Origin of the sequence: Stenotrophomonas sp. NPDC078853, assembly GCF_044901215.1 — a bacterium.
GTDB lineage: Bacteria > Pseudomonadota > Gammaproteobacteria > Xanthomonadales > Xanthomonadaceae > Stenotrophomonas > Stenotrophomonas lacuserhaii.
Window position 1 is genome coordinate 74,828 of sequence record NZ_JBJDOQ010000008.1, and the last position, 24,189, is coordinate 99,016.

At 68.2% G+C, this 24,189-nt stretch carries 17 protein-coding genes; 4 read left to right on the top strand and 13 right to left on the bottom strand.

Annotation, left to right across the window (positions count from 1 at the left end):
- Nucleotides 1-91: 91 nt before the first annotated feature.
- The 3 genes from ACI2JH_RS10300 to gap form a co-directional block, all read right to left on the bottom strand.
- A complete protein-coding gene (locus ACI2JH_RS10300; RefSeq protein WP_404736126.1) occupies nucleotides 92-1,459 on the bottom strand; it encodes a DUF3999 domain-containing protein in 1,368 nt (455 codons plus the stop codon).
- On the bottom strand, nucleotides 1,456-4,146 hold the full coding sequence (locus ACI2JH_RS10305; RefSeq protein WP_404736127.1) for a DUF2339 domain-containing protein: 2,691 nt from the start codon (nucleotides 4,144-4,146) through the stop codon (nucleotides 1,456-1,458). The genes ACI2JH_RS10300 and ACI2JH_RS10305 overlap by 4 nt, the downstream gene beginning before the upstream one ends.
- 161 nt (nucleotides 4,147-4,307) lie before the next feature.
- Nucleotides 4,308-5,312, bottom strand: a complete 1,005-nt coding sequence (gene gap / locus ACI2JH_RS10310) for a type I glyceraldehyde-3-phosphate dehydrogenase (protein WP_404736128.1) — start codon at nucleotides 5,310-5,312, stop codon at nucleotides 4,308-4,310.
- 190 nt (nucleotides 5,313-5,502) lie between these two features.
- On the opposite strand from gap, the gene ACI2JH_RS10315 reads away from it, so the two are divergent.
- The 3 genes from ACI2JH_RS10315 to ACI2JH_RS10325 all read left to right on the top strand — a co-directional run bounded on the left by ACI2JH_RS10315 (nucleotide 5,503) and on the right by ACI2JH_RS10325 (nucleotide 7,889).
- Nucleotides 5,503-6,129: an OmpW family protein gene (locus ACI2JH_RS10315; RefSeq protein WP_404736129.1), complete on the top strand. Its 627-nt coding sequence runs from the start codon at nucleotides 5,503-5,505 to the stop codon at nucleotides 6,127-6,129.
- A 132-nt stretch (nucleotides 6,130-6,261) separates the two neighbouring features.
- On the top strand, nucleotides 6,262-7,077 hold the full coding sequence (locus ACI2JH_RS10320) for a S1/P1 nuclease (protein ID WP_404736130.1): 816 nt from the start codon (nucleotides 6,262-6,264) through the stop codon (nucleotides 7,075-7,077).
- An 11-nt stretch (nucleotides 7,078-7,088) separates the two neighbouring features.
- Nucleotides 7,089-7,889, top strand: a complete 801-nt coding sequence (locus ACI2JH_RS10325) for an MBL fold metallo-hydrolase (RefSeq protein WP_404736131.1) — start codon at nucleotides 7,089-7,091, stop codon at nucleotides 7,887-7,889.
- 4 nt (nucleotides 7,890-7,893) lie between these two features.
- Here the strand turns inward: ACI2JH_RS10325 and ACI2JH_RS10330 are convergent, their stop codons facing one another.
- Nucleotides 7,894-8,466 carry a hypothetical protein gene (locus ACI2JH_RS10330; protein ID WP_404736132.1) on the bottom strand — a complete coding sequence of 191 codons (573 nt, stop codon included), beginning with the start codon at nucleotides 8,464-8,466 and terminating at the stop codon, nucleotides 7,894-7,896.
- Nucleotides 8,467-8,777: 311 nt separating this feature from the next.
- Here ACI2JH_RS10330 and ACI2JH_RS10335 point away from each other — a divergent pair, with 311 nt between their 5' ends.
- Nucleotides 8,778-10,730: an acetyl-CoA hydrolase/transferase C-terminal domain-containing protein gene (locus ACI2JH_RS10335; protein ID WP_404736133.1), complete on the top strand. Its 1,953-nt coding sequence runs from the start codon at nucleotides 8,778-8,780 to the stop codon at nucleotides 10,728-10,730.
- A 299-nt stretch (nucleotides 10,731-11,029) separates the two neighbouring features.
- On the opposite strand, the gene tkt is transcribed toward ACI2JH_RS10335, so the two are convergent.
- From tkt to ACI2JH_RS10380, 9 genes are all read right to left on the bottom strand, one after another.
- Nucleotides 11,030-13,030: a transketolase gene (gene tkt / locus ACI2JH_RS10340; protein ID WP_404736134.1), complete on the bottom strand. Its 2,001-nt coding sequence runs from the start codon at nucleotides 13,028-13,030 to the stop codon at nucleotides 11,030-11,032.
- Nucleotides 13,031-13,286: 256 nt separating this feature from the next.
- Nucleotides 13,287-14,624, bottom strand: coding sequence for a dicarboxylate/amino acid:cation symporter (locus tag ACI2JH_RS10345; RefSeq protein ID WP_101100911.1), 1,338 nt, complete (start codon nucleotides 14,622-14,624; stop codon nucleotides 13,287-13,289).
- 64 nt (nucleotides 14,625-14,688) lie between these two features.
- Nucleotides 14,689-16,392: a BatD family protein gene (locus tag ACI2JH_RS10350; protein WP_404736135.1), complete on the bottom strand. Its 1,704-nt coding sequence runs from the start codon at nucleotides 16,390-16,392 to the stop codon at nucleotides 14,689-14,691.
- The gene (locus ACI2JH_RS10355) at nucleotides 16,389-18,188 is read right to left on the bottom strand and encodes a VWA domain-containing protein (protein WP_404736136.1); all 1,800 of its coding nucleotides are present in this window, start codon (nucleotides 18,186-18,188) and stop codon (nucleotides 16,389-16,391) included. The genes ACI2JH_RS10350 and ACI2JH_RS10355 overlap by 4 nt, the downstream gene beginning before the upstream one ends.
- Nucleotides 18,185-19,186: a VWA domain-containing protein gene (locus ACI2JH_RS10360; RefSeq protein WP_101100916.1), complete on the bottom strand. Its 1,002-nt coding sequence runs from the start codon at nucleotides 19,184-19,186 to the stop codon at nucleotides 18,185-18,187. Before ACI2JH_RS10360 ends, ACI2JH_RS10355 begins: the two co-directional genes overlap by 4 nt.
- Nucleotides 19,183-19,632, bottom strand: coding sequence for a DUF4381 domain-containing protein (locus ACI2JH_RS10365; RefSeq protein WP_404736137.1), 450 nt, complete (start codon nucleotides 19,630-19,632; stop codon nucleotides 19,183-19,185). The genes ACI2JH_RS10360 and ACI2JH_RS10365 overlap by 4 nt, the downstream gene beginning before the upstream one ends.
- Nucleotides 19,629-20,546 carry a DUF58 domain-containing protein gene (locus ACI2JH_RS10370; RefSeq protein ID WP_404736138.1) on the bottom strand — a complete coding sequence of 306 codons (918 nt, stop codon included), beginning with the start codon at nucleotides 20,544-20,546 and terminating at the stop codon, nucleotides 19,629-19,631. The genes ACI2JH_RS10365 and ACI2JH_RS10370 overlap by 4 nt, the downstream gene beginning before the upstream one ends.
- A gap of 5 nt (nucleotides 20,547-20,551) precedes the next feature.
- The gene (locus tag ACI2JH_RS10375; RefSeq protein WP_101100963.1) at nucleotides 20,552-21,571 is read right to left on the bottom strand and encodes a MoxR family ATPase; all 1,020 of its coding nucleotides are present in this window, start codon (nucleotides 21,569-21,571) and stop codon (nucleotides 20,552-20,554) included.
- A gap of 625 nt (nucleotides 21,572-22,196) precedes the next feature.
- Nucleotides 22,197-24,170 carry a type IV pilus secretin PilQ gene (locus ACI2JH_RS10380; protein ID WP_404736139.1) on the bottom strand — a complete coding sequence of 658 codons (1,974 nt, stop codon included), beginning with the start codon at nucleotides 24,168-24,170 and terminating at the stop codon, nucleotides 22,197-22,199.
- Between the last annotated feature and the right edge of the window lie 19 nt (nucleotides 24,171-24,189).

Here is a 24,189-nt window from a genome sequence, read left to right on the forward strand (position 1 = left end):
CTCCAGCCAACTGCGTGACGACCAACGGTCGTCACCCATCAAAGAATCAGGACGACCAACGGTCGTCACCCACCAGAGCATCAGGCGGCCGTCACTGCCTGTCAGTGGCCGGCTTCTGCCGCAGTACGCTCAGCGCCAGCCATCCCACCACCAGCACGCCCAGCACCAGCAGCGACCACAGCAGCCAGCGCTTCCAGTCACGCGGCACCTGCAGCGCAGCATCGCCGGCCAGCGGCTCTGCCGGGCCTTCGAAACGTGCCAGCGTCGGCTGCCACGCCGGTCCATTGCGCTGCCGCAGATCCTCGATCAGCACCCCCACCGGCGCCTCCTGGCGCACCGCCGTCGCGCTGCCCACGGCCAGCGCATAAGGCGCCGCACCCTGGCTCAGGAACACCAGCACTTCGGGCTGGTAACCCACGCGCAGGGTGGGCACGGCGGGAGTCGTGGCCGGATCGGCCACCAGTTTCCAATAACGATCGCGGGTCACCCCGGACAACAATTGCGGCGCGGACTGCTGGCGACTGCCGCCGCCGGCCTCCAGTTGGTAGGCCACCCATGGCGCGGTACGGCGCTGCCAGTCGGCCGCCGGATCATCGCGACTGAAGGCCGTCCACTGCACCAGGCTGTTGTCGGGGGTGGCTACATCCAGGCGGCTCACCGGATAGCGGCCATCCAGAGTGAACTCGAAGCTGCCGCTGCCCTGCTCCACCGGCTGCAGCGCGACCCACTCCCACGGAATCGTCGCCGCGGCCGGCGGCAGTTCCGCCAGCACGCCACGCAGCACAGGCAGCTGCTGGCCCTGGTTGGGCAGCACGCGCAGGTAGCGCACGCTGCGGTCCACGCCGATCCGGCGCTGCAGCAGGCGTTTGCCAGCGCGCTGCAGGTCCACCAGCGGCACCTGCGCATCGATCTGCTGCCAGTTGCGCAGGTCATCGCTGGCATCGACCTGCACGGTGGCCTGCAGCGGTTGTGCCTGCGCTTCCCAGTCCAGCATCACGGCGGCAAGCGGTTGCTGCCCCAGCACGCTGGCATCGATCAACCAGCCCGCAGACTGCGCCGCCCCCGCCGATGCGCCAAGCCGTGCTTCAACCCGGCGCACGCGGCCGTCACTGTCGCGCTCGGTCAGCAGTTGCAGGTCGTTGCGGCTGCCTGCATCCAGCGGCGGCAGCACGAACCAGGGCAGTTCACGCTGCACCGGCGGTTGCGCCAGCGGCTGGTCCGGCGCCAGCAGGGCCGAGGGCAGCGCCTGCCCGGCGGCGTTGTAGACCTGCACGTCGGCCAGTTGCGGTGACCACGCACGGCGGTAGATCTGCGGCTCCAGGGTGATCCGGTAGGCACCGGACTGCGCGCTGGAAAGACTCAGCGGCCACTGCTCGACATACTGCTGCCGATGTTCCTGCGCGTGCGCGGCAGTGGGGACCACCAGCAGGGCCAACAACAGCCCCGTCCACGTCTTCATGCTTGGTTCTCCACGGTCTGCGGCTGGCGCGGCGGCGCCGGCGCGAAGTATCCCACCACGGTACACAACAGCCCGTAGGCGATGAACGAGGCGATGCCGAGCAGGTTGCCCAGATGCTGGCGGTCGACCAGGATCAGCTTGGCCAGTACCACCGCCATCAGCACCGCACCGACCGTCCACAACACACGCTGGCCGCGCCGCGAGCCCCATACCCAGGCGACCACGCCGAGCACGCTCCAGACCACGGTAAGGCTGGTCTGGGCCAGGCTGGAACCCAGCAGCGCCTCGTTCCAGCGCACTCCGCCCCAATGGTGGACGGCGTGCAGGGTCAGGCTGGTCACCGCGATGAAAGCAGCGATCGACAGCAGCGGCACGCGGACCCGCTCCAGCGCGGCAGGCGCCTGGCCGATGTAAAGCCAGCGCGCGGCCAGCAGCAGGATCGCCCACTGCACCAGTTCGGCAGGGTTGACCAGCGGCAGCCACGGCAGTGGATCGGAGTGGCCCGGCGTGCTGTGCAGGTACAGCCAGACACAGCCCAGCAGGCCGAACAGCACACTCTGCAGTACCGGGCGGGCGAGATCGAAGGCCGTGCCGAGCGGCAGGCTGATCCAGCGCCAGCGATGCAGCGTGGCCACCACCAGCGCGATCCACGGCAACAGCACCACCACCACCTGCCAACCGCCGGCCATGCCGAAGCGGCTGGCCACCTGCTGCAGTGCAAGCGACAGCACGCAGGGCCACAGCAGCCACCACAGGAACTGCGCGACCACGGCCACGCGGCCAGCACCCTGGCGCAGCGCATGCAGCGAACGCGTACCGAGCACGGCCATCAGCGCCCACGCCAGGCCACCATAGCCGGCCAACGGCTGCTCGTGCGTGCCCACCTGGGCGATCAGCAGCGGGAAAGCGAAGGCGAGCATGGCCAGCGTGGTCAGCCCCAGCACGCGTGCGGATTGGCGGCGATAGGCCTCGGCCGCCAGCCAACCGGTCACCGCGGCGATGATCAACAACGCATCGGGCTGGTGACGGTCGGGCACGAAACGGAAGCACTCGGCGACCAGCCCGGTCAGCCACCACATCAGGCCCCACAGGTAGTACACCAGCGCGATGCTGCCGCGGGCGTGCTGGCGGCAGCTCCATGCCGATGCGAAGCCGGCCAGCGCCAGCAGCAGCACGCCGATCGCAGTGGGATTGAGGAACATGCGCGCATCGCTGTCCCAGTGGTCGGCACCGGCGACGAAGGCGAATGCCGCCGCGATCTGCAGCAGCGCGCCACTGATCTGCGGCAGGCGGCGCTGCTGGCGCAGGCCCAGCCACACCAGGCCTGCGCCTTCCAGCGCGAACACCGCGCCGGTGACCCGTGCCGACAGCGCCAGCGGCACCGCCAGCGTGGCAAAGCCCACCGCCAGCACCGCGTGCGACTGGGCCAGCACGCGATAGGACGCACGCGTGATCAGCGCGCGGGCGAGCACTGCATATACCGCTGCCACGCCCACTGCGATGCCGGCCAGCAGCATCGGCTGCTCATGCAGCAGCGCGGCCTGCAACGAGAACGCCACCAGCGGCGTGCCGAATACCAGGCTGCCATCGACCAGGTCGCGTTTTTCCGCCGGCTGGCGCCGTGCGTACAGCAGCGGGATCAACAGGTAGAAGGCGAAGAAAAGGGCCAGGAACGGCTGGGTGGTGGGCAGGTCCTCCGGGCGGTACTGCAGCACGCCCCAGGCCGTTCCGATGCCGAAGGTGAACACGAAACCCAGCAGGTTCAGCGGGCGCCACGGACGGAACCAGGCAATGGCGAAGATGCCGGCGTTGAGCACCGCGTAGTAGCTGAAAAGCCCAACGTGGTTGCCACTGCCGGTGGAGAGCCACAGCGGCGCCATGAAGCCGGCCAGGATGCCCAGCACCGCCAACGTGCGTGATTCCTGCACCACGGCCAGCACGCACAGGCCGGCGACCAGCAGGATGCTGGCGATGAACGCCGGCGCAGGATCGACCAGTCCGTAGATCTTGAAGGCTGCGAAGGTGGTGAGCAGCAGCACACCGATGGCACCGCCCTGCAGCGCCAGCGCAAACAGGCGGCGCTGGCCGCGCTGCTTCCAGCCGAACACCAGCAGGCCGAGCGCGCCGAGCGTGATGCCAGCCAGGCGCAGCTCGATCGGCACGTCCAGCAGGCCCTGGTCGCTGACGTACTTCAGCAGCGCGGCGACACCGGCCAGCAGTACCAGCATGCCGATCTTGACCGGCACGTTGCCTTCGGTGAACCAGCGCTTGGCGCCTGCCAGCAGGCGTTCGACCGGGTTCGGGCCGGACGGCGGCGGCGGTGCCTGATGCGCCGGCGCAGGCTGCGGTTCCGGGGTGTCCTGGTGTTCACGCGGCAGCGGTGGCGGCGCCGCGGCAGACACGTCGGCGAAGACCTCCGGCGCCTCTTCGCGCTCGATCGCCTCCGCGTGCGGGGCATGCAGTGGCCAGGGGGCGATTGCGGGGACCGGATCCCATGCATCATCGGCCACCGGCGCGCTTGCGCCGACCGCCGTGGAGTGTTCTGCCACGCGCTCATCGCGTACCAGCAGGGCCTGCTCCAGCGCGCCCACGCGGCGGCGCAGTCCGGAAATCATCACCAGCGCGATCACCAACAACAGCGGGATGGCCAGCGCCACCAGTACCAGCAGTGCAATCAACGCTTCCATTCAGTCGCTTCCTGGTGCTGCCCGCGCCCCGATGGCGCCGTTGGACCGTGCCATGCTACGGCAAGTCAGGCAACCGCAGGAATCGACCGCCAAGCGGGCAACCCGCGAAACGACGAACCCCGGCCGGGGCCGGGGTTCGCAGGATCACACGCGGGATGGAATCACTTCGCCGCGACGACGCGCACCATTTCCAGGCACTTGTTGGAGTAGCCCCATTCGTTGTCGTACCACGACACCAGCTTGACGAAGGTGCTGTCCAGGGCGATGCCGGCCTCGGCATCGAACACCGAGGTGTGGGTTTCACCGCGGAAATCGGTCGCCACGACCTTGTCTTCGGTGTAGCCGAGGATGCCCTTCAGCGCGCCTTCGCTCTGCGCCTTCACTTCGGCGCAGATCTCGGCGTAGGTGGCTTCCTTTTCCAGCTCGACGGTCAGATCGACCACCGACACGTCCGAGGTCGGCACGCGGAAGCTCATGCCGGTCAGCTTCTTGTTCAATTCCGGGATCACCACGCCGACGGCCTTGGCCGCACCGGTGGAGGAGGGAATGATGTTTTCCAGGATGCCACGGCCGCCGCGCCAGTCCTTGTTGGACGGGCCATCAACGGTCTTCTGGGTGGCGGTGGCGGCGTGCACGGTGGTCATCAGGCCACGCTTGATGCCCCACTTGTCATTGATCACCTTGGCCAGCGGGGCCAGGCAGTTGGTGGTGCACGAGGCGTTGGAGACGATCGCCTGGCCGGCATAGGTCTTGTCGTTCACGCCGAACACGAACATCGGCGTGTCGTCCTTCGACGGCGCCGACAGGATCACCTTTTTGGCACCTGCGTCGATGTGCTTCTGTGCGGTTTCCTTGGTCAGGAACAGGCCGGTGGATTCGATCACCACGTCCACGCCCGCTTCGTCCCACTTCAGGTTGGCCGGGTCGCGTTCCTGGGTCAGGCGGATCTTCCTGCCGTTGACCAGCAGGTCGCCACTTTCCACGGCCACGTCGGCCTTGAAGCGGCCGTGCACCGAATCGTACTTCAGCATGTAGGCCAGGTAATCCGGCTCCAGCAGATCGTTGATGGCCACGATTTCGATGTCGTCGCCGAAGTTCAGCACCGCCGAACGCAGGACGTTGCGACCGATGCGACCGAAACCGTTGATGCCAACCTTGATTGCCATGTTGATGAGCTCCTGCGGCCGCGCGCGACGCGGCGGGATGGATAAGGCCCACTAGTCTAGCAAACCGTCCTGACCACCGGCGGCCAAGCCACCTGCGGCCGGGCTGCCAGGTCGATTTGATCCGGATCAAGGCGTTGCAGGCGGGCCCGGCCGAGACTGGCCCCATCACCCCCGCAACGAGACCCGCACCATGCGCATCACCGCTCCCCTGCTGGCCGGCCTGGCCGCCGCCCTGTCCCTCGCCGCCGCCCCGGCCATGGCCCAATCCAAGGGCGAATGGACGCTCTCCGCCGGCGTCCACCAGGTGGCACCGAAGTCCAACAACGGGGCGCTGGCCGGTGGCACGCTGAAGGTGGACGTGGACAGCGACATCAAGCCGACCATCACCGGCGAGTACTTCATCGCCGACAACCTGGGCATCGAGTTGCTGGCCGCACTGCCGTTCAAGCACGACATCAACATCGACGGGCTCGGCCGGGTCGGCAGCACCAAGCACCTGCCGCCGGTGGTGACCCTGCAGTACCACTTCAACAGCCAGGGCAAGGTATCGCCGTTCCTGGGCGCAGGCATCAACTACACCACGTTCTTCAGCGAAGAGACCGGCGGCGCGCTGGCAGGCAGCAGGCTGAAGATGGACGACTCCTGGGGACTGGCCGCGCATGCCGGCCTGGACTTCGCGATCAACGAAAAAGCCGCGCTGCGCGTGGACCTGCGTTGGATGGACATCGACAGCAAGGTAAAGCTTGATGGGCAGAAGCTGGGCACCGTGGAGATCGATCCGCTCGCTTATGGGGTGTCTTACGTAGTCAAGTTCTGATCCGTCGTTCGGCCGACAGCGTGACGACCCACGGTCGTCACCCACCAACGAGACGCTGAAGCGGCCGTTCGCGGCCGTTCCCGGCCAGATCCAGGCAAGCCGAGGCCCGGGGCGCCCGCTAGAATGCGCAGGATGAAATTCTCCTCCCTGATCCCGGCTGCTGCCCTGCTGGCAGCACTCACCCTCGTTTCCACCGATGCCCTGGCCTGGGGCGCCCAGGGCCACCGGCTGGTGGGCCGCGTTGCGGAAACCCGCCTTACTCCAGCGGCGCGCGCCGAAGTGGATCGCCTGCTGGCCGGCGAGACCGATCCCACCCTGTCCGGCATCGCCCCGTGGGCCGACCAGCTGCGCGCCACTGATCGTGATCTGGGACGTCGTTCGGCAAAGTGGCATTACATCAACATGGCCGAAGACGGCTGCATCTACGATGCACCAAAGCACTGCCCGGATGGCAACTGCGTGATCGAGGCGCTGAAGCAGCAGACACTGATCCTGTCCGATCGCAACCGCAGCGACGCCGAACGCACGCAGGCGCTGAAGTTCGTGGTGCACCTGGTCGGTGACATCCACCAGCCGATGCACGCCGGCTACGGCCACGACAAGGGCGGCAACGATTTCCAGCTGCAGTTCAACGGGCGCGGCACCAACCTTCACTCGCTCTGGGACAGCGGCCTGCTCAACACGCGCAAGCTGGATGACGACGGCTACCTGAAGGTACTGCAGTCGTTGCCGCGACCGTCGCTGGCGCGCCGCGTGGACCTGCGCCGGGATGCGGCGGCATGGGCCGAATCCAGCTGCCGGGTAGCGGTTGAACATGGCGTTTACCCGGCCTCGCGTAAGCTCGACAACGACTACACCGAACGCTATCGCCCCGTGGCCGAGGGCGAACTGCGCATCGCCGGCGAACGCCTGGCGCAGCTACTCAACAGCGCCCTCGGCCGCCGCTGAGGAGTTGCCGCATGCCTGCCCCCGTCCAGTCGTTCTTCCACCCCGACAGCCATACCTTCAGCTACGTGGTGCACGACCCGGCCACCCGCCACGCGGCGCTGATCGATGCCGCGCTGGACTACGACGCCGATTCAGGCACGCTGTCCGATGCGGCGCTGCAGCCTTTGCTGGATCACGTGCGCGACAATGCGCTGGACGTGCGCTGGCTGCTGGAAACCCATGCCCATGCGGACCATGTGTCGGCTGGACGCATGTTGAAGGCACGCTTCCCGCAGGCCACGCTGGCCATCGGCGAAGGCATCCGAGCGGTGCAGGCCACCTTCGCGCCGCGTCTGGCGCTGGACCTGTCGGCGATGCCGGAAGCCTTCGACCATCTGTTCGCCGACGGTGAACGCTTCGCGCTGGGCACGCTGGACGCACGCGTGATCGCCGTGCCCGGCCACACCAGCGACAGCATCGCCTACCTGATCGACGACGCGCTGTTCCCGGGCGATTCGCTGTTCATGCCCGACAGCGGTACCGCGCGCTGCGATTTCCCCGGCGGCGATGCGGCGCAGTTGTACCGCTCGATCCAGCGCCTGCTGTCACTGCCAGGACAGACGCGCGTCTTCGTCTGCCACGATTACGGCGCCGGTGGCCGCGACGTCGCCAACCAGACCACCATCAGCGAACAGCGCGCGCATAACATCCACGTCCGCGAAGGCGTGACCGAAGCCGAGTTCGTGACCATGCGCCAGGCCCGCGATGCCACCCTGGCCGAACCGCGCCTGATGCAGCCGGCGGTAAAAGCCAACCTGCTCGGGGGCGGCTGAGCGCTCAGCCGCCGGTTTCGCTACGGACGTAGTGCCGGCCCTTCACTATTTCGAAGGTGAAGGCGTAGAGCAGGCTGACCGGCACCGCTTCGATCCGCTCGGCGCCGTCGCAGTCGGTGGCATCGCGCGGTGCGCTTCCCGCAGGAAAATGACAGAGCGCGGCAGGCGAGAACCGCCACATCGCCACCGCCTGCTGCGCTGCCTGCAGCAACGGCAGGTTGATCGCCGCAGTCCCCGCTTCGCACTCCGGCCGATCCGCCAGCGGCAGGCTGCGCTCTACCCTGCCTTCCGCATCCACCACCAACTGCAGGCAGACTTTCGTCGGCGGCAGTTCCTGGCGAGGATCCGCGCTGCCCAGCACCGGCGGCGGGGCGGTATGCAGCTGGGGCATGCGGTAGCCCTCCGTTGGCCGCAGTGCATACGCTTCCACGGCGCCCGTACCGCCGCCGTCCCTGCGCACCTGCAGCCGCTGGTGATCCACGTTTTCCGAGCGCGTGTCCTGCGCGGTCAGGCGCTCATGGGTGGCGCAGCCGGCCAGCGACAAGGTGCCGGCCACCAGCATCGACAGCCGCTTCATGGCAACGGCCCGTTGTCGCCCGGCGGGAAGGTCGCGCGGCGAAGTTGACACAGCATCCAGCATCGGGAATCGCTCGTTGAGAGGCGTCGTAGCGTAAAAATAACACCACCCAGCTCGGCCTCATCAAACCGGCAAGGGCGGCATCCGGCGTTGATCTCACCCTCCGGTGCAACGCCCTTCTCATTCTCCTGGCCGGCAACCCTCGAAGTCCAACCGCTCTTCAGGGGCGAGGCAGGTCTTCTTGCGCCTTCTTATGACGTTCAAGCCGGACATGCTGTAATGCCTGCATGACGTACAAGGAATCCGCACGCATGACCGACCACCTGACCGATCTCGATGGTGCCGTCGATTGGCTGCTGGCGCGCGTTGAGGGGTCCATCCGCATCGGGGCGCCACTGGCGCTGGGCAAGCCGCACCGGCTGCTCAACGCGCTGTACGCGCGGGTGGAAAAGGACCCGGCGCGGCCGCTGCAGATCTACACCGCGCTGTCGCTGAATCCGCCGGTGGCGCATGGCGATGGGCTGGAAGCGCGCTTCATGCGACCGTTCGCCGAACGTCATTTCGGCAAGGACGTCGTGCGCCTGGCCTATGCCGATGCGATGGCAGCGGACACCCTGCCGGACCACGTGCAGGTGGAGGAGTTCTACATGCAGTCCGGCGCGTTGCTGCGTTCGCGGCAGGCGCAGGCCAGCTACACCAGCCTGAACTACACCCACGCCGCCGATGCGGTGGCCCAGCGCGCGCCGCACGCGATCGTGCAGAAAGTGGCCCGCCGCGAAGGCAGCAGCCGGCTGTCGCTTTCGTGCAACAACGACATCACCCAGGACACCCTGGATGCGATGGCCGCACGCGGGCTGCCGCGCCCGCTGCTGATCGCCGAAGTGGATCCGCAGCTGCCCTGGCTGGGTGGCAGTGCGGCGGTGGAGGAGACCTTCTTCGACCTGGTGATCACCCCGCCCGGCCCCTATCCGGCACTGTTCGGCCTGCCGCGGCAGCCGGTCAGCGATGCCGACCATGCCATCGGCCTGTATGCCAGCACGCTGGTGCGCGACGGCGGCACCCTGCAGATCGGCATCGGGGCGCTGGCCGATGCGCTCAGCCACGCATTGGTGCTGCGCCATACCGACAACGCGCTGTACCGGCGCGTGTTGCATGCACTGGATCCGCAACTGGCGGCGCATCCGTTGGTGGCCGAAATCGGTGGATTGGGGCCGTTCGAAGAGGGCCTGTACGGCTGCAGCGAAATGCTCAACGAAGGCTTCCGCAAGCTGGTGCAGTGTGGGGTGATCAAGCGCAAGGTGCACGATGACCTGGTGCTGATGAAGCGGCTGGACAACGGCAGCGCCTACACCGCCGACCACGCCACGCTGGCCGCCGAAGGCGAGTACCTGCACGGCGCGTTCTACCTCGGCTCGCCCGAATTCTACGAATGGCTGCGCACCCTGCCGGACGACGAATGCCGCGCCATCGGCATGCGCCGGATCAGTGAGATCAACCAACTGTACGGCGGCAATGAAGAACTGGAGCGGCTGCAGCGCCGCCATGCACGCTTCTTCAATTCCTGCATGATGGCCACCGCGCTCGGCGCGGCCGTCTCCGATGCGCTGGAAGACGGCCGCGTGGTCTCCGGCGTGGGCGGCCAGTACAACTTCGTGGCGATGGCGCATGCGCTCCCCGAAGCACGCAGCGTGCTTATGTTCCGTGCCGCGCGCGAAGATGCGGGCACGCGCGAAAGCAACGTGCGCTGGAATTATGGGCACACCACCATTGCGCGCCACCTGCGCGATGTGTACCTCAACGAATATGGCATCGCCGATCTGCGCGGACTGACCGACGCCGACTGCGTGCAGGCGATGGCCGCCATCACCGAACAGCCGTTCCAGGACGCATTGCTGCAGCAGGCGAAGGCCGCACGCAAGCTGGCGACGGCGGCGCAGGTCGATCCGCGCGCGCAGCGCAATACGCCGCAGGCATTGTCCGCCGCACTGGCTGCGTTCCGCAGCGACGGCACCTTGCCCGATTATCCGCTGGGCAGTGATTTCACCGAGGTGGAGCAGGTACTGGTGAAGGCGCTGGGCTGGCTGAAATCCAACACGCAGACACGCAGTGCGAAGCTGCGCACGGTGTGGGCGGCGTTGAAGCAACGCGCCGGCGACGGTGATGCGGTGTACCTGCAGCGAATGGGGCTTGAAGCGCCGGCGAATTTCGGCGAGCGCTTGAACGCGCGCCTGTTGCGGTTGGCATTGGCCCGTACGGCCCGGTAGCCCCGGTAGCGCCGAGCCGTGCTCGGCGAGCGCAGCGGTAACGGCGCAACAGCGTACGGCCCGGTAGCCCCGGTAGCCCCGGTAGCGCCGAGCCGTGCTCGGCGAGCGCAGCGGTAACGGCACAACAGCGTGACGACCAACGGTCGTCACCCACTGAAGCAGAGCAGGCAGTCACCCACCAAGGCGAGGGCAGGAGCTGACGGCCAGCGGCGGTCACTACCGCGGGCGCGCCGCGTTCTTCGACGGGTCCGATGGCACAAAAAAAACGCCCCTTGCGGGGCGTTTTCGGTTCGTGCGGTTTACAGCGCCCTGGCAGCTGCCACCACGTGCTCGGTGGTGATGCCGAAGTGCTTGTACAGCGCGTCCGCCGGTGCCGAGGCGCCGAAGGTATCGATACCCACCACCGCACCATCCAGGCCGACGAACTGGCGCCAGAAACCGGTCACCCCGGCTTCGATCGCCACGCGCTTGCGCACCGCGTTCGGCAGCACCGATTCGCGGTAGGCCGCATCCTGGCGCAGGAACACATCGGTGGACGGCATGGAGACCACGCGGGTCTTCAGGCCGGCCGCGTCCAGTTGCGCCTTGGCTTCGGTGGCCAGCGACACTTCCGAACCGGTGGCGATCAGGATCACGTCCGGGCTACCGCCTTCGGCATCGGCCAGCACGTAGCCGCCCTGCTCGATCTGTGCGATCTGGCCGGCATCACGCGGCTGGTGCGGCAGGTTCTGGCGGCTGAACACCAGGCAGCTTGGACCGTCCTGGCGGGTGATCGCGGCCTTCCAGCTGACGGCCGATTCCACCGCATCGCAGGGACGCCACACATCGTTGTTCGGGATGTAGCGCAGCGAGGCCAGGTGCTCCACCGGCTGGTGGGTCGGGCCGTCTTCGCCCAGGCCGATCGAGTCGTGGGTATAGACGTGGATGGCATGGGCCGGGATCAGCGCGCTCATGCGCACGCCGTTGCGGGCGTAGTCGCTGAACACCAGGAAGGTGGCGTCGAACGGCAGGAAACCGCCGTGCAGGGCCAGGCCGTTGGCAATGGCGGTCATGCCGAACTCGCGTACGCCGTAGTACACGTAGTTGGCGTTGGCGTCATCGGTGGCGACCGACTTGCTGGCCTTCCACAGGGTCAGGTTGGAGTGGGCCAGATCGGCCGAACCGCCCACCAGCTCAGGCAGCAGCGGTGCGTAGGCTTCGATGGCCAGCTGCGATGCCTTGCGCGAGGCGATGGTCGGGCCTTCCGCCGCCACCTGGGCGATGTAGGCATCGGCCTTGGCGATGAAATCTTCCGGCAGCTCGCCGTGCGAACGACGGGTCAGTTCTTCAGCCTGCTGCGGGTACTGGGCGGCGTACTTGTCGAACTGCTGCTCCCATTCGGCCTGGCGCAGGGTGCCGGTACCGCCGGCACGCCAGCCGCCATAGATGGCTTCCGGGATCTCGAACGGGCCGTATTCCCAGCCCAGCGCCTTGCGGGTGGCTTCCAGCTCGTCCTTGCCCAGCGGCGCGCCATGGCTGGATTCCTTGCCGGCCTTGGCCGGGGAACCGAAGCCGATGGTGGTGCGGCAGCAGATCAGCGTCGGCTTGTCGGACTGCGCCAGCGCGGCGTCGATGCCGGCCTTGATGCTTTCCGGATCATGACCATCGACGTCACGCACCACGTTCCAGCCATACGCCTCGAAACGCTCCGGGGTGTTGTCGGTGAACCAGCCATCGGTATTGCCGTCGATGGAGATGTGGTTGTTGTCCCAGAAGCAGACCAGCTTGTGCAGGCCCCAGGTACCGGCCAGCGAAGCGGCCTCGTGCGATACGCCTTCCATCAGGCAGCCGTCACCCATGAACACATAGGTGCGGTGATCGACGATTTCCAGCTCCGGGCGGTTGAAGCGCTGGGCAAGCAGCTTTTCGGCCAGGGCGAAACCAACGGCATTGGCGAAACCCTGGCCAAGCGGACCAGTGGTGGTCTCAACGCCCGGGGTTTCATGGTGTTCCGGATGGCCGGCGGTCTTGCTGCCGAGCTGGCGGAACGCCTTCAGCTGTTCGATCGGCAGATCGTAGCCGCTCAGGTGCAGCAGGGCGTACTGCAGCATCGAGCCATGGCCGTTGGACAGCACGAAACGGTCACGGTTGAACCACTTCGGGTTGTTCGGGTTGTGGCGGAGATAGTCGTTCCAGAGCACTTCGGCGATGTCGGCCATGCCCATGGGCATGCCGGGGTGGCCGGACTTGGCGGTCTCGACCGCATCGGCGGCAAGGAAGCGGATGGCGTTGGCCAACTGGCGGCGGGTAGGCTGCGTCATGGTTCTATCGGAATCAGGGAGGCGGCCGCGGACGTGCGGGCGAATCATTGTAACGCCGTGCCACGCCGGGCGGACTCACGCGGTAACCGCCGGGTCAGGCCACGGTAGCGCCGACCCACGGTCGGCGAGCGCAGCGGCGCAGGGGGCATCCCGCCGAGCACGGCTCGGCGCTACCAGAGCAGCCGATGCCCCGAGGGCCGGCGAGCGCAGCGGCGCACCAGGGCAGCAATCGCCCCGGCAACACCGATGAACCGATTCAGACGACGCGGTCGGTCGGGACGGCCGCTGTCGCGGCCATGGCCGGCTCGTCCTTCTCGCCCTTGGCCACCAGGGTGGTCAGGGCCAGGTCGCCGGTGACGTTCAGCGCGGTCCGGCACATGTCCAGGAAGTGGTTCACGCCCAGGATCAGGCCGATGCCAAGCGGGTTAACCCCGACCATCGCGCAGATCATCGCCACCACCGGCAGCGAGCCCGACGGCACGCCGGCCGTGCCGATCCCGCCAAGGATGCAGACGGCCATGACCATGATCTGCTGGCCGATGCTCAGGTCCACACCGAAGAACTGCGCTAGGAAGATCACCGTCACGCCCTCGAACAGCGCGGTGCCGTTCTGGTTGGCGGTTGCGCCGACGGTCAGCACGAAGCGCGACACCTTCTGCGGCAGGCCCATCTCATCGGCCACGCGCAGCGCGGTCGGCAGGGTCGCGTTGCTGGAGGCGGTGGAGAACGCCATCACCGTCGCTTCCTGGGTATCGCGGAAGAATGCCAGCGGCGAGCGTCCGGACAACCACACCGCCACGCCGTAGCTGACCACCATGTGCAGCCCCAGTGCCAGTACCACCACCCCGACGTAGGCGCCCAGGCGGATCAGCAGTTCGAAGCCGAACAGCGCGGCCAGGTTGAACATGAAGCAGGCCACCGCATACGGCGCCAGACGGATGACCAGGTTGATCAGGGTCATCGAGACTTCGAACACGCCTTCGATGGCACGCCGCAGCGGGGCGACCTTTTCATCGTCGGTCAGCACCATGCCGATGCCGAACATCAGCGCGAAGAACATCAGCGAGAGGATCGCCCCATTGCTGGAAGCGGCCGCCACGATGTTGCTCGGCACGATCGACAGCAGCATGTCCATGCCCTTGGGCTGGCTGCCGGCACCGGCCACGATTTCCTTTGAACGCTCCAGGTTCTCGGCCAGGATCTGGTTGGCCATGGCCGGGTCCACGCCCACGCCGGGCTTGAGCACGTTCACCAGCACCAGGCCGATCGCCACCGCGATGCTGGACAGCACGATGGTATAGGCCAGGGTCTTCCAGCCGATCCGGCCGAGCGCGCGGATGTCGCCCATCTCCGATACGCCCATCACCAGCGCGGAGAAGATCAGCGGCACGATCAGCATGAAGATCAGGTTGAGGAACAGGCCGGAAGCGGGCGTGGTGATGTAGTGCATCAGCCACTTCGCCGCGTCCATCAGTGCCGGCATCTGCGCACCCAGCGCATGCACCACCAGACCCAGCACCAGGCCGATGGCGAAGCCGATGCCCATCTTCCAGTGCAGAGGCATCTTTTTCTTCGCGGGGCTGGCTGCTGTCATCGGCTCGGTATCCTGGGAAATGAGGGTCACTGTAGCAAAGCGCCCCGCGGCTCCGTCTTGCCGATCACGGCGGCGGGTACAGCGGCGGCAGTCCAGTCTGCGTCGAGGTTACCGGGGCCGACCAGTGCGGTCCGTCATGGAACGCTTGTTTCAGTTCCCGGCGCACGCCAGGCAGGTCACCCTCGCCGGCCCAGCGCGCTTTCTGCAAGGCCTGCAGGGCCAGGCGCTGGCGCTCGTCGCCCAACTTCGCCAGCACCAGTTCCAGACGCGACACACCCGCCATCGCGCACAACACCGCTGCCACGTCCGCAAAGCTTTCGGCGTCAAGGGCGCGACGCAGGTCGGCGACGCGTGGCGTTCCCTGCAACGGGCTGCCCGGCGGCGCCGGCGCCTGCCCGTTCGACGACACGCGGTGGGCGCGCCCCCGCTGCCAGCCCCACCACAGGGTCAGCAGCCACAACACCAGCAAGCCTGCCGCCAGCGCCATCCAGCCCAGCGGCTGGCCGGTGCTGGTGCCTGCGGCGGGCGAAGCAGCAGCCCCCTCGCCACCGGGCAGCGCGGCATCGGTATCCAGCGCCTGCACCGGCGGCGTTGGCTGGGCTGCCCCGCCGCTGCCGGCGGCGACCGTCAAGGTCAGCGCGGGGACGCCACTGCTGCGCGCCTGCCCGGCTTTCACGTCCCACCAGCGCATCTGGATGCCGGGCACTTCCAGCGTCCCGGCCGCGCGCGGCACGATGGAATAGCGCCGGGTGATCTTCAGCTGGGGCGAGCCGCCGCTGAAGGTTTCGTCGTACTGCGCCGGTTCGGCGAACACCTGGGCATCGCTGCCGACATCGGGCACCGGCAGGTCGGTGAACTGGGCCCGGGTCGCTCCCACCGCGATCCCTTCGATCTCCAGCGTGGCCGCTTCACCGGCGCGCGCCCGGTCCGGGGCCAGCGTGTAACGCAGGCGCAGGTCGTGCAGCGGCAGCCACGGCTGCGGCGCATCGACCGGCTGCGCCTGCACCTGCAGGGTCTGGTCGGCCGCTGCCGCGCGCAGCCGGCCATCACCGCGCCCGCCGAAGAAATCATCGAAGAAACTGCCCGCGGTACGCCCATCGAAGCGCGCCCCCGCCACCCGCAGCGGCCCGCTGCGTTCGGGAATCAACAGATAGCGCCGCTCGGCTACGTTGTAGCGCCGTCCGTTGACCTCGCGCACGTCGGTGCGGTCCTGGCCGATCACCTGCAGCGATGCACCTTCGGGGGTATCCAGCACCAGTGAACCAGACGCCAGCTGGGCGGCGTAGAACAACCGCACCACCACGCCCACGCTCTGCTGCACGTAAGGGCTGCTGTCATCCACCTCGGTTTCGATGAAGGCCAGCGCGCTGCCATCGTTGCGCGCCGGTGCCGCCGCAGCAACCTGCAGCTGCAGGGGCTCGGTGAACACCTGGCCAACCTGCAGCGGCGGCACCACCAGCGTGCCGCTGCGCCGGGGCGACAGTGCCACGCCATGCAGCGTGCGCGTCTGCATACGCCCGTTGATCCACTCGACCTGGCGGCTGCGGGTCTGGTTGCTGAGTTCAAAATCGGCGCCCAGCGGGGTCAGCACCGGCGAGGCGGCCGAATCGGACTGGATGTTCAGGGTGACCGTGTCGCCAAGGGAAACCTGGGCGCGATCCAGCCACGCACGGGTCTGTGCCGATGCCACGTGCGGCACGCAGAGCCCCACGGCAAGCAACCACGGCAGCAGGCGCGCGATAACCGATGGGAAGACGGTGCGTGTCATGGTCCTTCCTGTTTCCTGCGTTCGTTTTCCAGCTGGAACTTGGCGCGCAGCAGGTCGCCCGGCCGGTCCGGCACGCGCCGCATCCAGGCTTCGACCGCCTGCTGCTGCTCGCGCTGCTGTGGCGTGCGGCCATCATTGCGCTGCGCGGGCTGCTTTGCCTGCTTGCCCTGTTGACCCTGCTGCACCGCCTGCTGCATGCGCTGGCGCTGTTCTGCGTCGGCGCGCGCCTGCGCCTGCGGATCGACAGGCGGCGGCTGCGGCGCCTCGCCCGATCCCGGCTTGTCTGATGGCGCGCCCGCTTGCGGCGGTGGCTGGGCAGGATCACCCGGCTTCGGGGACCCCTTGCCCGCCGAAGACGGCTGGCCGGACGATGGCGGCTGCGCCTGGCCCTGGCCTTGCGGTGGCGGCTTGCTCTTTCCCGATTGCGATGGCGGGGACTTTCCGTCCTTCGGCGAAGGCGGCGGCCTGCGCTTGCGCGCGGCATCGACCACCGCCCGGTTGGCCACGGCATCGGGCATCCCCGGGCGCTGGCTCAAGGCATGGTCGTAAGCCTGCACCGCGCCATCGAGGTCGCCCTGGCGCGCACGCGCATTGCCGAGGTTGTACCAGCCTTCGGCCGTCTGGACGCTTTCAAACGTGCGCGCGGCAGTGTCGAAATCGCCGGCGTGGTAAGCCTGCACGCCCTGCTCCAGTTGCTGCTGGCGGCGCTGGTCATCGCGCAGCCAGAGGCTGGAACGGGCACCGGCCTGCGGGGCGGGCGCCGCTGTGGCCTGCGCCAGCACGGGCGCTGGCTGCAGCCCAACGGCCCCGATAAGCAGCAGCACCGACAACACCGCGCTGCGCCGCCGGAAGGCCAGCAAGGCAAGCAGCATCAGCGGTGGCAGCAGCCAATAGCCCTGGTCCAGCCACTGGCGCACGGCACCATGCTCGCTTTCGCCCGCCGAACGGTCGGCGCGCAGCAGATCCAGTGCGCGCAGGTCGGTCGTGTCGCTGGCCAGCCGCTGGTAGCGCCCGCCACCGGCATCGGCCAGGCGGCGCAGGCTGGCTTCGTCCAGCGCGGCGTTGGCAATCTGGCCGCGGCTGTCCCGGTAGGCCGCTCCGGTCGTTGTACCCAGCCCGATCACCGATACCTGCACGCCCTGGCTGCGTGCCTGGCGCGCCGCTTCGATGGCGGCCGCGTCGGCGCTGTCGGTCAGCAGCAGCACCTGGCCGGCACGCAGGCCACTGCGTTGCAGCAGCTGGGTGGCCCAGTCCAGCGCGCGGTCGGTGCGCTGGCCATCGGCCGGCATCACCTGTGGAGACAGCGCATCCAGGTACAGCCCGATGTTGGCCACGTCATCAGTGAGCGGCGCCACGGTGTAGGCATCGTCGGCATACACCACCAGCGCCAGTTGGCCGCCTTCGCGTTGCTGCAGCAGGCTGGCGAGTTTGGCGCGCGCCTGCAGCAGCCGCGACGGCGGCAGATCGGCAGCGGTGATGCGGGTGGACAGATCCAGCACCACCACCAAGGGTGACTGCGGTTGCAACAGTGGCTGGGCCTGCTGCTTCCACCCCGGGCCCGCCAGCGCCAGTACGGCCAGTGTCCAACCCAGCAGCACCGTCCACGGCCAGCGCCGTGCGCCCTTGCCGCTGGCCTGCAGCAGGTGCGGCAACAGGTGGGGATCCACGGCCTGCTGCCAGCGTCCGGCATCGCGCCCGCGGCGCCATGCCCACAGCGCGATGAAAGGCAGCACGCACAGCGCCCACAGCAGCTGCGGACGGGCCCAGTGGAGCGCAGCAAGCAGGTCCAGGTTCATGAGCGACGTCCCGGCCACAGCCAGGCCGATGCGCCCAGCAGCATCGCCAATCCAAGCGCCCAGAAATACACCTCGTTACGCGGCCGCAGCGCCGGTCCCTTGGCGGTCACCGGCTCCAGCCGGTCCAGTTCGGCATAGATGCCGGCCAGCTCGGCGGTGTCGCGCGCGCGGAAGAAGCGCCCGCCGGTGCGCTCGGCGATCTGCCGCAGGGTAGCCTCGTCCACGGGATCCTGGCCCTGGCCGAGGTCCATGCCGAACAGCTTCATGCCGCCGTCCCCACCAAACGCCACCGGGTAGACCCGCACCTGCTCGGTGGCCGCCAGGTCCGCCGCGCGCAGCGGTGAGAGGACGCCGGCATTGCTGACGCCATCGGTGAGCAGGATCAGGACGCGCTGGCCCTCGGGCTGGTCACGCAGGCGTTTCACGGCCAGCGCGATCGCATCGCCAATGGCGGTCTCGCGGCCGGCCAGTCCAACCACCGCATCACCCAGTTGCTCGCGCACGCTGGCCAGGTCGGCGGTGATCGGGGTCAGGGCATAGGCGCGATCGCCGAATACCAGCAGGCCGACACGATCGCCGGCACGACGATCCAGGAAATCGGCCAGCACCGCCTTGGCCGCGACCAGCCGCTCCACTACCTGCCGGCCCAGCACCATGTCCGGCTCGCCCATGCTGCCGGACACGTCCATGGCCAGCATCAATTGCCGCGCCTGGGTAGGCGGACTGACCGCTTCGCCGAGCAGCTGCGGACGCGCCAGCGCAACGCACAGACAGCACCAGCCCAGCCACAGCAACAGGCGATGGATGCGCGCGCCGTCGCGGCCATTGCCACCGGCGATCTCCTGCAGCTGCCGTGCCGACCACGGCACGCGCAGCGCGGCGCCTTCGGACGCCACGCGGCGTGGCCACCAGCGCATCAGCCACGGCAACGGCAAGGCAAGCAGCGCCCATGGCCACGCCAGCAGCAGGTCCGGCCACGGCCAGCCGGGAAGGGTCATCGGGAACGCTCCCGCAGCAGCGCGACATACCGCGCGCGCGCCCAGCGTTCGAACGTGGCCAGCTGCGCTGCATCGATCACGGGCTGGTAAGCGCCCTGCAGCAGCAGGTCGCGTTGCGCCGGCGCAAGCGCACTGGCGGGATCAAGCACCTGCAACCACGCCTCACCCTGCAGCAGTTCGCTGCCGGGGCGGCTTTCGCGGGCGGCACGCCGCAGCAGCTCCACCAGCGCGGCAAGCCGCAGTGGGCCTTCGCCCGCCGCCTGCAGCTCTGCATCGAACTGCCGCTGCCACGCCCGTTCGCGGCGAAGCCGGCGGGCGCGCAGCAGTACGGGTATCGCCACCAGCAGCAGCACCGCGGCGGCGATCAGCCACCAGCCGGGCGCAGGCGGCCACAGACTGGGCGCCGGTGGCAGGTGCACATCACGCAGGGGCAGGTTCGCACTCATGCCACGACCTCGCGCACCGCAGGTGCCAACCAGCCACTGCTCGGGGCATCGGTTGAGATCACATGGGTCGTCACCCGGCGCGTGGCCAGGCTGTCCTGCAGCTGCTGCAGCGGCGCGGCGAAATGGCCCTGCCAGTGCGCGCGCACCTGCGCGCTGCGCAGGTCCACGCGCACACGGCTGCGCTCTGCGATGAAATCCAGTGCGTCGGTGGGCGGCTGCATTTCCAGCGGATCCACCAGCAGCAGCACGTCCACCTGGTGATGCAGGGCCAGCGCGGACCAGCGCGCGAGCGGAACCGCGGCGGCGCGCAGCGGGTCGGCCAGCACCAGCAGGCGCGCGCCCGGCCGCAGCACGCGCGTGGCCTGCTGCAGCGCGTGCTCCAGCCCGGCATCTTCAGCCTGTGGCGCCGCATACCAGCGGCTCAATGCATCGAGCACGCGCAGCACGCCACGCGTTCCGCCGGCTGGCGGAATCGGAGCTTCGTGCAGGCTGCCGCGCAGCGCCGCGATGCGGTCACCGCGACGCTGCGCCGACCACGCCGCCACCGCGCCCACGCGTGCGGCCTGGACCGACTTGAAGCGGGTGCGCGTGCCGAAGTACAGCGCCGGATCGGTATCGGCGACGATCAGCGTGACCCGCTCGCGTTCGGCCTGGAACAACTTGGTATGGGTGCGGCCACTGCGTGCGGTCACCCGCCAGTCGATATGCCGCGCGTCATCGCCGGCGACATACTCGCGTGATTCGGCGTACTCCATGCCACGCCCGCGCAGCGGCGATGGCGCCTGTCCGGCCTGGCCGACGCGCCCACGCTTCGGCGCCGGCGGGCGGACCGCCGTGCCGCGCAGGGCTACCAGTTCGGCGAGGGTGGGCACCAGCCCATCACCGTGCAGCAGATCGGGGGAATCAACGGCCATCGCGGTCAGGGGGCCGGTACCTTGGCCAACAGCTCCTGCACCAGCCGTTCGCCATCCCAGCCTTCTGCAAGCGCCTCGTAGCTGGGCAGCACGCGGTGGCGCAGCACGTCGGCGGCGATCGCGCGCACATCGTCGGGGGTGACGAAGTCACGCCCGGCCAACCAGGCACGCGCCCGCGCGCAGCGCTCCAAGGCGATGGAACCACGCGGGCTGGCGCCCCAGGCGATGCGCCGCGCCAGTGCAGCGTCGTAGCGGGCAGGCTGCCGCGAGGCCAGCACCAGCTCGACCAGATAGCGTTCCAGCGGCGGCGCCATGTGCAGATCCAGCACTTCGCGACGCGCCTGGTGCACATCTTCCAGCGGCATCCGCCGCGGCGGTTCCGGGGCTGCATCCAGCGCACCGCGCGCGCGTTCACGGGCCAGCCGCAGGATCTCGGTCTCGGCGCCTTCGTCCGGATAGCCGATGCGGACATACATCAGGAAACGATCAAGCTGCGCTTCCGGCAGCGGGAACGTGCCTTCCTGTTCGATCGGGTTCTGCGTGGCCATCACCAGGAACAGCGGCGGCAGCGCATAGGTGTGGCGGCCGACGGTGACCTGGCGCTCGCCCATCGCTTCCAGCAGCGCGGACTGCACCTTGGCCGGGGCGCGGTTGATCTCGTCGGCCAGCAGGATGGGATGGAAGATCGGGCCGGGCACGAACTCGAAGCGGCCCTCCTGCGGGCGCCAGATTTCGGTGCCGGTGAGGTCGGCCGGCAGCAGGTCGGGGGTGAACTGCACGCGGGAAAACTCAGCGTCCAGCCGGCTGGCCAGCGCACGGATGGCAGTGGTCTTGGCCAGCCCGGGCGCGCCTTCCACCAGCAGGTGGCCATCGGCCAGCAACGCGATCAGCAGGCGTTCGACCAGCTCGGCCTGGCCGACGATTTCACTGGACAGCGCAGTGCGCAGGGCCTGGAAGTCAGCGTGCAGGCGCGAGGCATTGCTGCCTGCGGTGAGGGTGGGGGGAACGACGGGGATCTGATTCATCGTGCTTGGACCAGCACCGGTGGATTCCGGTTCCCCATCATCGCAGGGGTCGGTCATGAATGTGATCAAGATTGGATGAATGGTGGATCGAGCGGTGGGGCCTCTCGCGGGTGGTTCCGCAGTTGCAGCTGGGGGTAGGCCGGGCGATGGGGCTGTGCGGGGACGGCAAAGGCTGCCCCTCCGGGGTCCGGCCCAGCCGCTGGGCGGCTGTGCGTTCGGGCGCTTGCGAAGCCGTGCTTCGCAAGCAAAGCGCCCTCACCCATGCGGGCCTCGGTTCGCGCCATCCATGGCGCTCAACGCCCCCGCACAGCCCCACCGCCCGACCCATGACAGGTTCCGGTGGCCGCCACCCGCGTAATGAAAAAGAAGAAAAGCGGTAGCGCCGACCCATGGTCGGCGAGCGCAGCGGGCCGTTGGCGGGAACATTCCGCCGACCATGGGTCGGCGCTACCAGGGCCTGATGGAGCTGTCTGGTGGAGGGAGCCCCTGAGTCAGGGGCGGCCGCGAAGCGGCGGGGTGTGGGTGCTGATGAGAAGGGGCCCACGGTTTGCGGAGCAAACCGTGGGCGCGGCAGCGCGAATGCGATGACGCAGGCGCCGGGCCGCAGGCCCGGCACCCCACCCCACTACTTGCCCTTGGCGACGCGCAGGACCTTCGGGGTCACGAACACCAGCAGTTCGGCCTTGTCCTTGTTGCGGCTGCGCTTCTTGAACAGGTTGCCCAGGAACGGCACGTCACCCAGGAACGGCACCTTGCTGATGCTGTTGCGGTCGGTGAACTCGTACACACCACCGATCACCACCGTCTGCCCGTCTTCCACCAGCACCGCTGTGTTGACTTCGCGACGGTTGATCGACGGCACCGTGCCGTAGCCTTCCAGCTCGATCCACTGGTCGACTTCATCCTTCTTGACCGCCATGTTCAGGAACACGCGGTTGTCGTTGGTGATCGTCGGGGTGACCTTCAGCTCCAGCACCACTTCCTTGAACTGGACGTTGGCCTGGTTGCCACCACCGGCGCCGCCGGCGGAGATGGTCACGTAGCCGATTTCCTTACCCTGCTTGATCAGGGCTTCGCGCTGGTTGGTGGTCACCACGCGCGGGTTGGAGATCACTTCGCCGCGCGACTCGGTCTGCATGGCCGACAGTTCGACATCCAGCAGGTAGCCCGCGTTGAGGATCGACAGCGCCAGCGAGGCCGGGTTGCTGGTCGCCGCCACCGGCAGGTTGGACATCAGGCCGCGGGTGATGGTGTACGGATCACGCACCGGCGCCGCGCCGGTGCCGCCACCCGCCGCCCACTCGTTGACCGCACGCTGGTACGCGGTGTCCACGGTGGCACGGTCGCGGATGTTGGCGTCGTTGTTGCCAACGGTGTTGTTGAAGAACACGTTGTCACGGCTGCCGCTGACGCCGAACTTCGCGCCCAGTTCGCGGGCAAAGGTATCGGTGGCGATGACGATGCGGCTTTCGATCAGCACCTGGTCGACCGGACGGTCGATCACCCCGATCAGCTCACGCATGCGCGCGACCTTCTTCGGGATGTCGCTGATCATCAGCATGTTGGTGCGTTCATCGGCCACGATGCGGCCGCGCGAGGTCAGGAAGCCACTTTCTTCCTGCGCCGAGTTGCCACTGCCACCGCCGCCCTGGCCACCGCTGCCGTTGCCGATGCCGCGGGCTTCGGTGAGGGCTTTGAAGATCGCCGAGGCGCTGTGGTAGTTGATCTGCACGTAATCGGTGATCAGGTCCTCGCGGTTCTCGATCGCGATGCGTGCGTCTTCTTTCTCCTGCTCGAACTTGGCCAGTTCGGCCTGCGGGCCGACCCAGATCACGCTGCCGTCGCGGCGCTTGTCCAGGCCCTTGGCACGCAGCACGATATCCAGTGCCTGGTCCCACGGCACGTTGACCAGGCGCAGGGTGACGTTGCCGGCAACGCTGTCCGATGCCACCACGTTGAGGTTGGATTCTTCTGCGATCAACTGCAGCACGGTGCGCACCGGCACGTCCTGGAAGTTGAACGTGACCGGGCGTCCGCTGTAGCCACGCTGGGCCACCGCGCTGGCGGCCTGGGCGATGGTGCTGGTGGTGATCGCACCGGTAGCGGCGATGCCTTCCTTCGGGGTGATTTCCACCACGTATTCGTTACCGCTCTGGTACGCCAGCGACTCGAAGGCCGTATTGGTGCTCAGCACCAGCTGGGTACCGCCGCCGTACGGCTTGGCGTCGATGCGCTGCACCGGGGTGGCGAAATCGGTCACGTTGAGCGGCTTCTGCAGCTGCTCGGGCAGGCGTGCGTTGCCGACGTCGATGACCACGCTGTCGCCCTGGTTGCGCAGGTCAGGGTTCGCCCCCTGGCCATCGAACTGCAGCACCAGCCGCCCGGCGCCGTCGTCGCCCCGCTTGAAGTCGATCTTGGACACCGACAGTGACGCCGGTGCGCTGACCGGCGTGGCGGTGGCGGCGGCGGCGGGCGCGCCGGCGGGCGCAGCCGCGGTCGCGTGGCCGCACGCCAGCATCAACGCGACTCCCAGCGCGCCGATCCGGTTCAAGGTTGGGCGCCGGATCGGACGCAGCCCCTTGGCATTGTGAAAGGTCATCGTGCTATCCCCAGTAAAC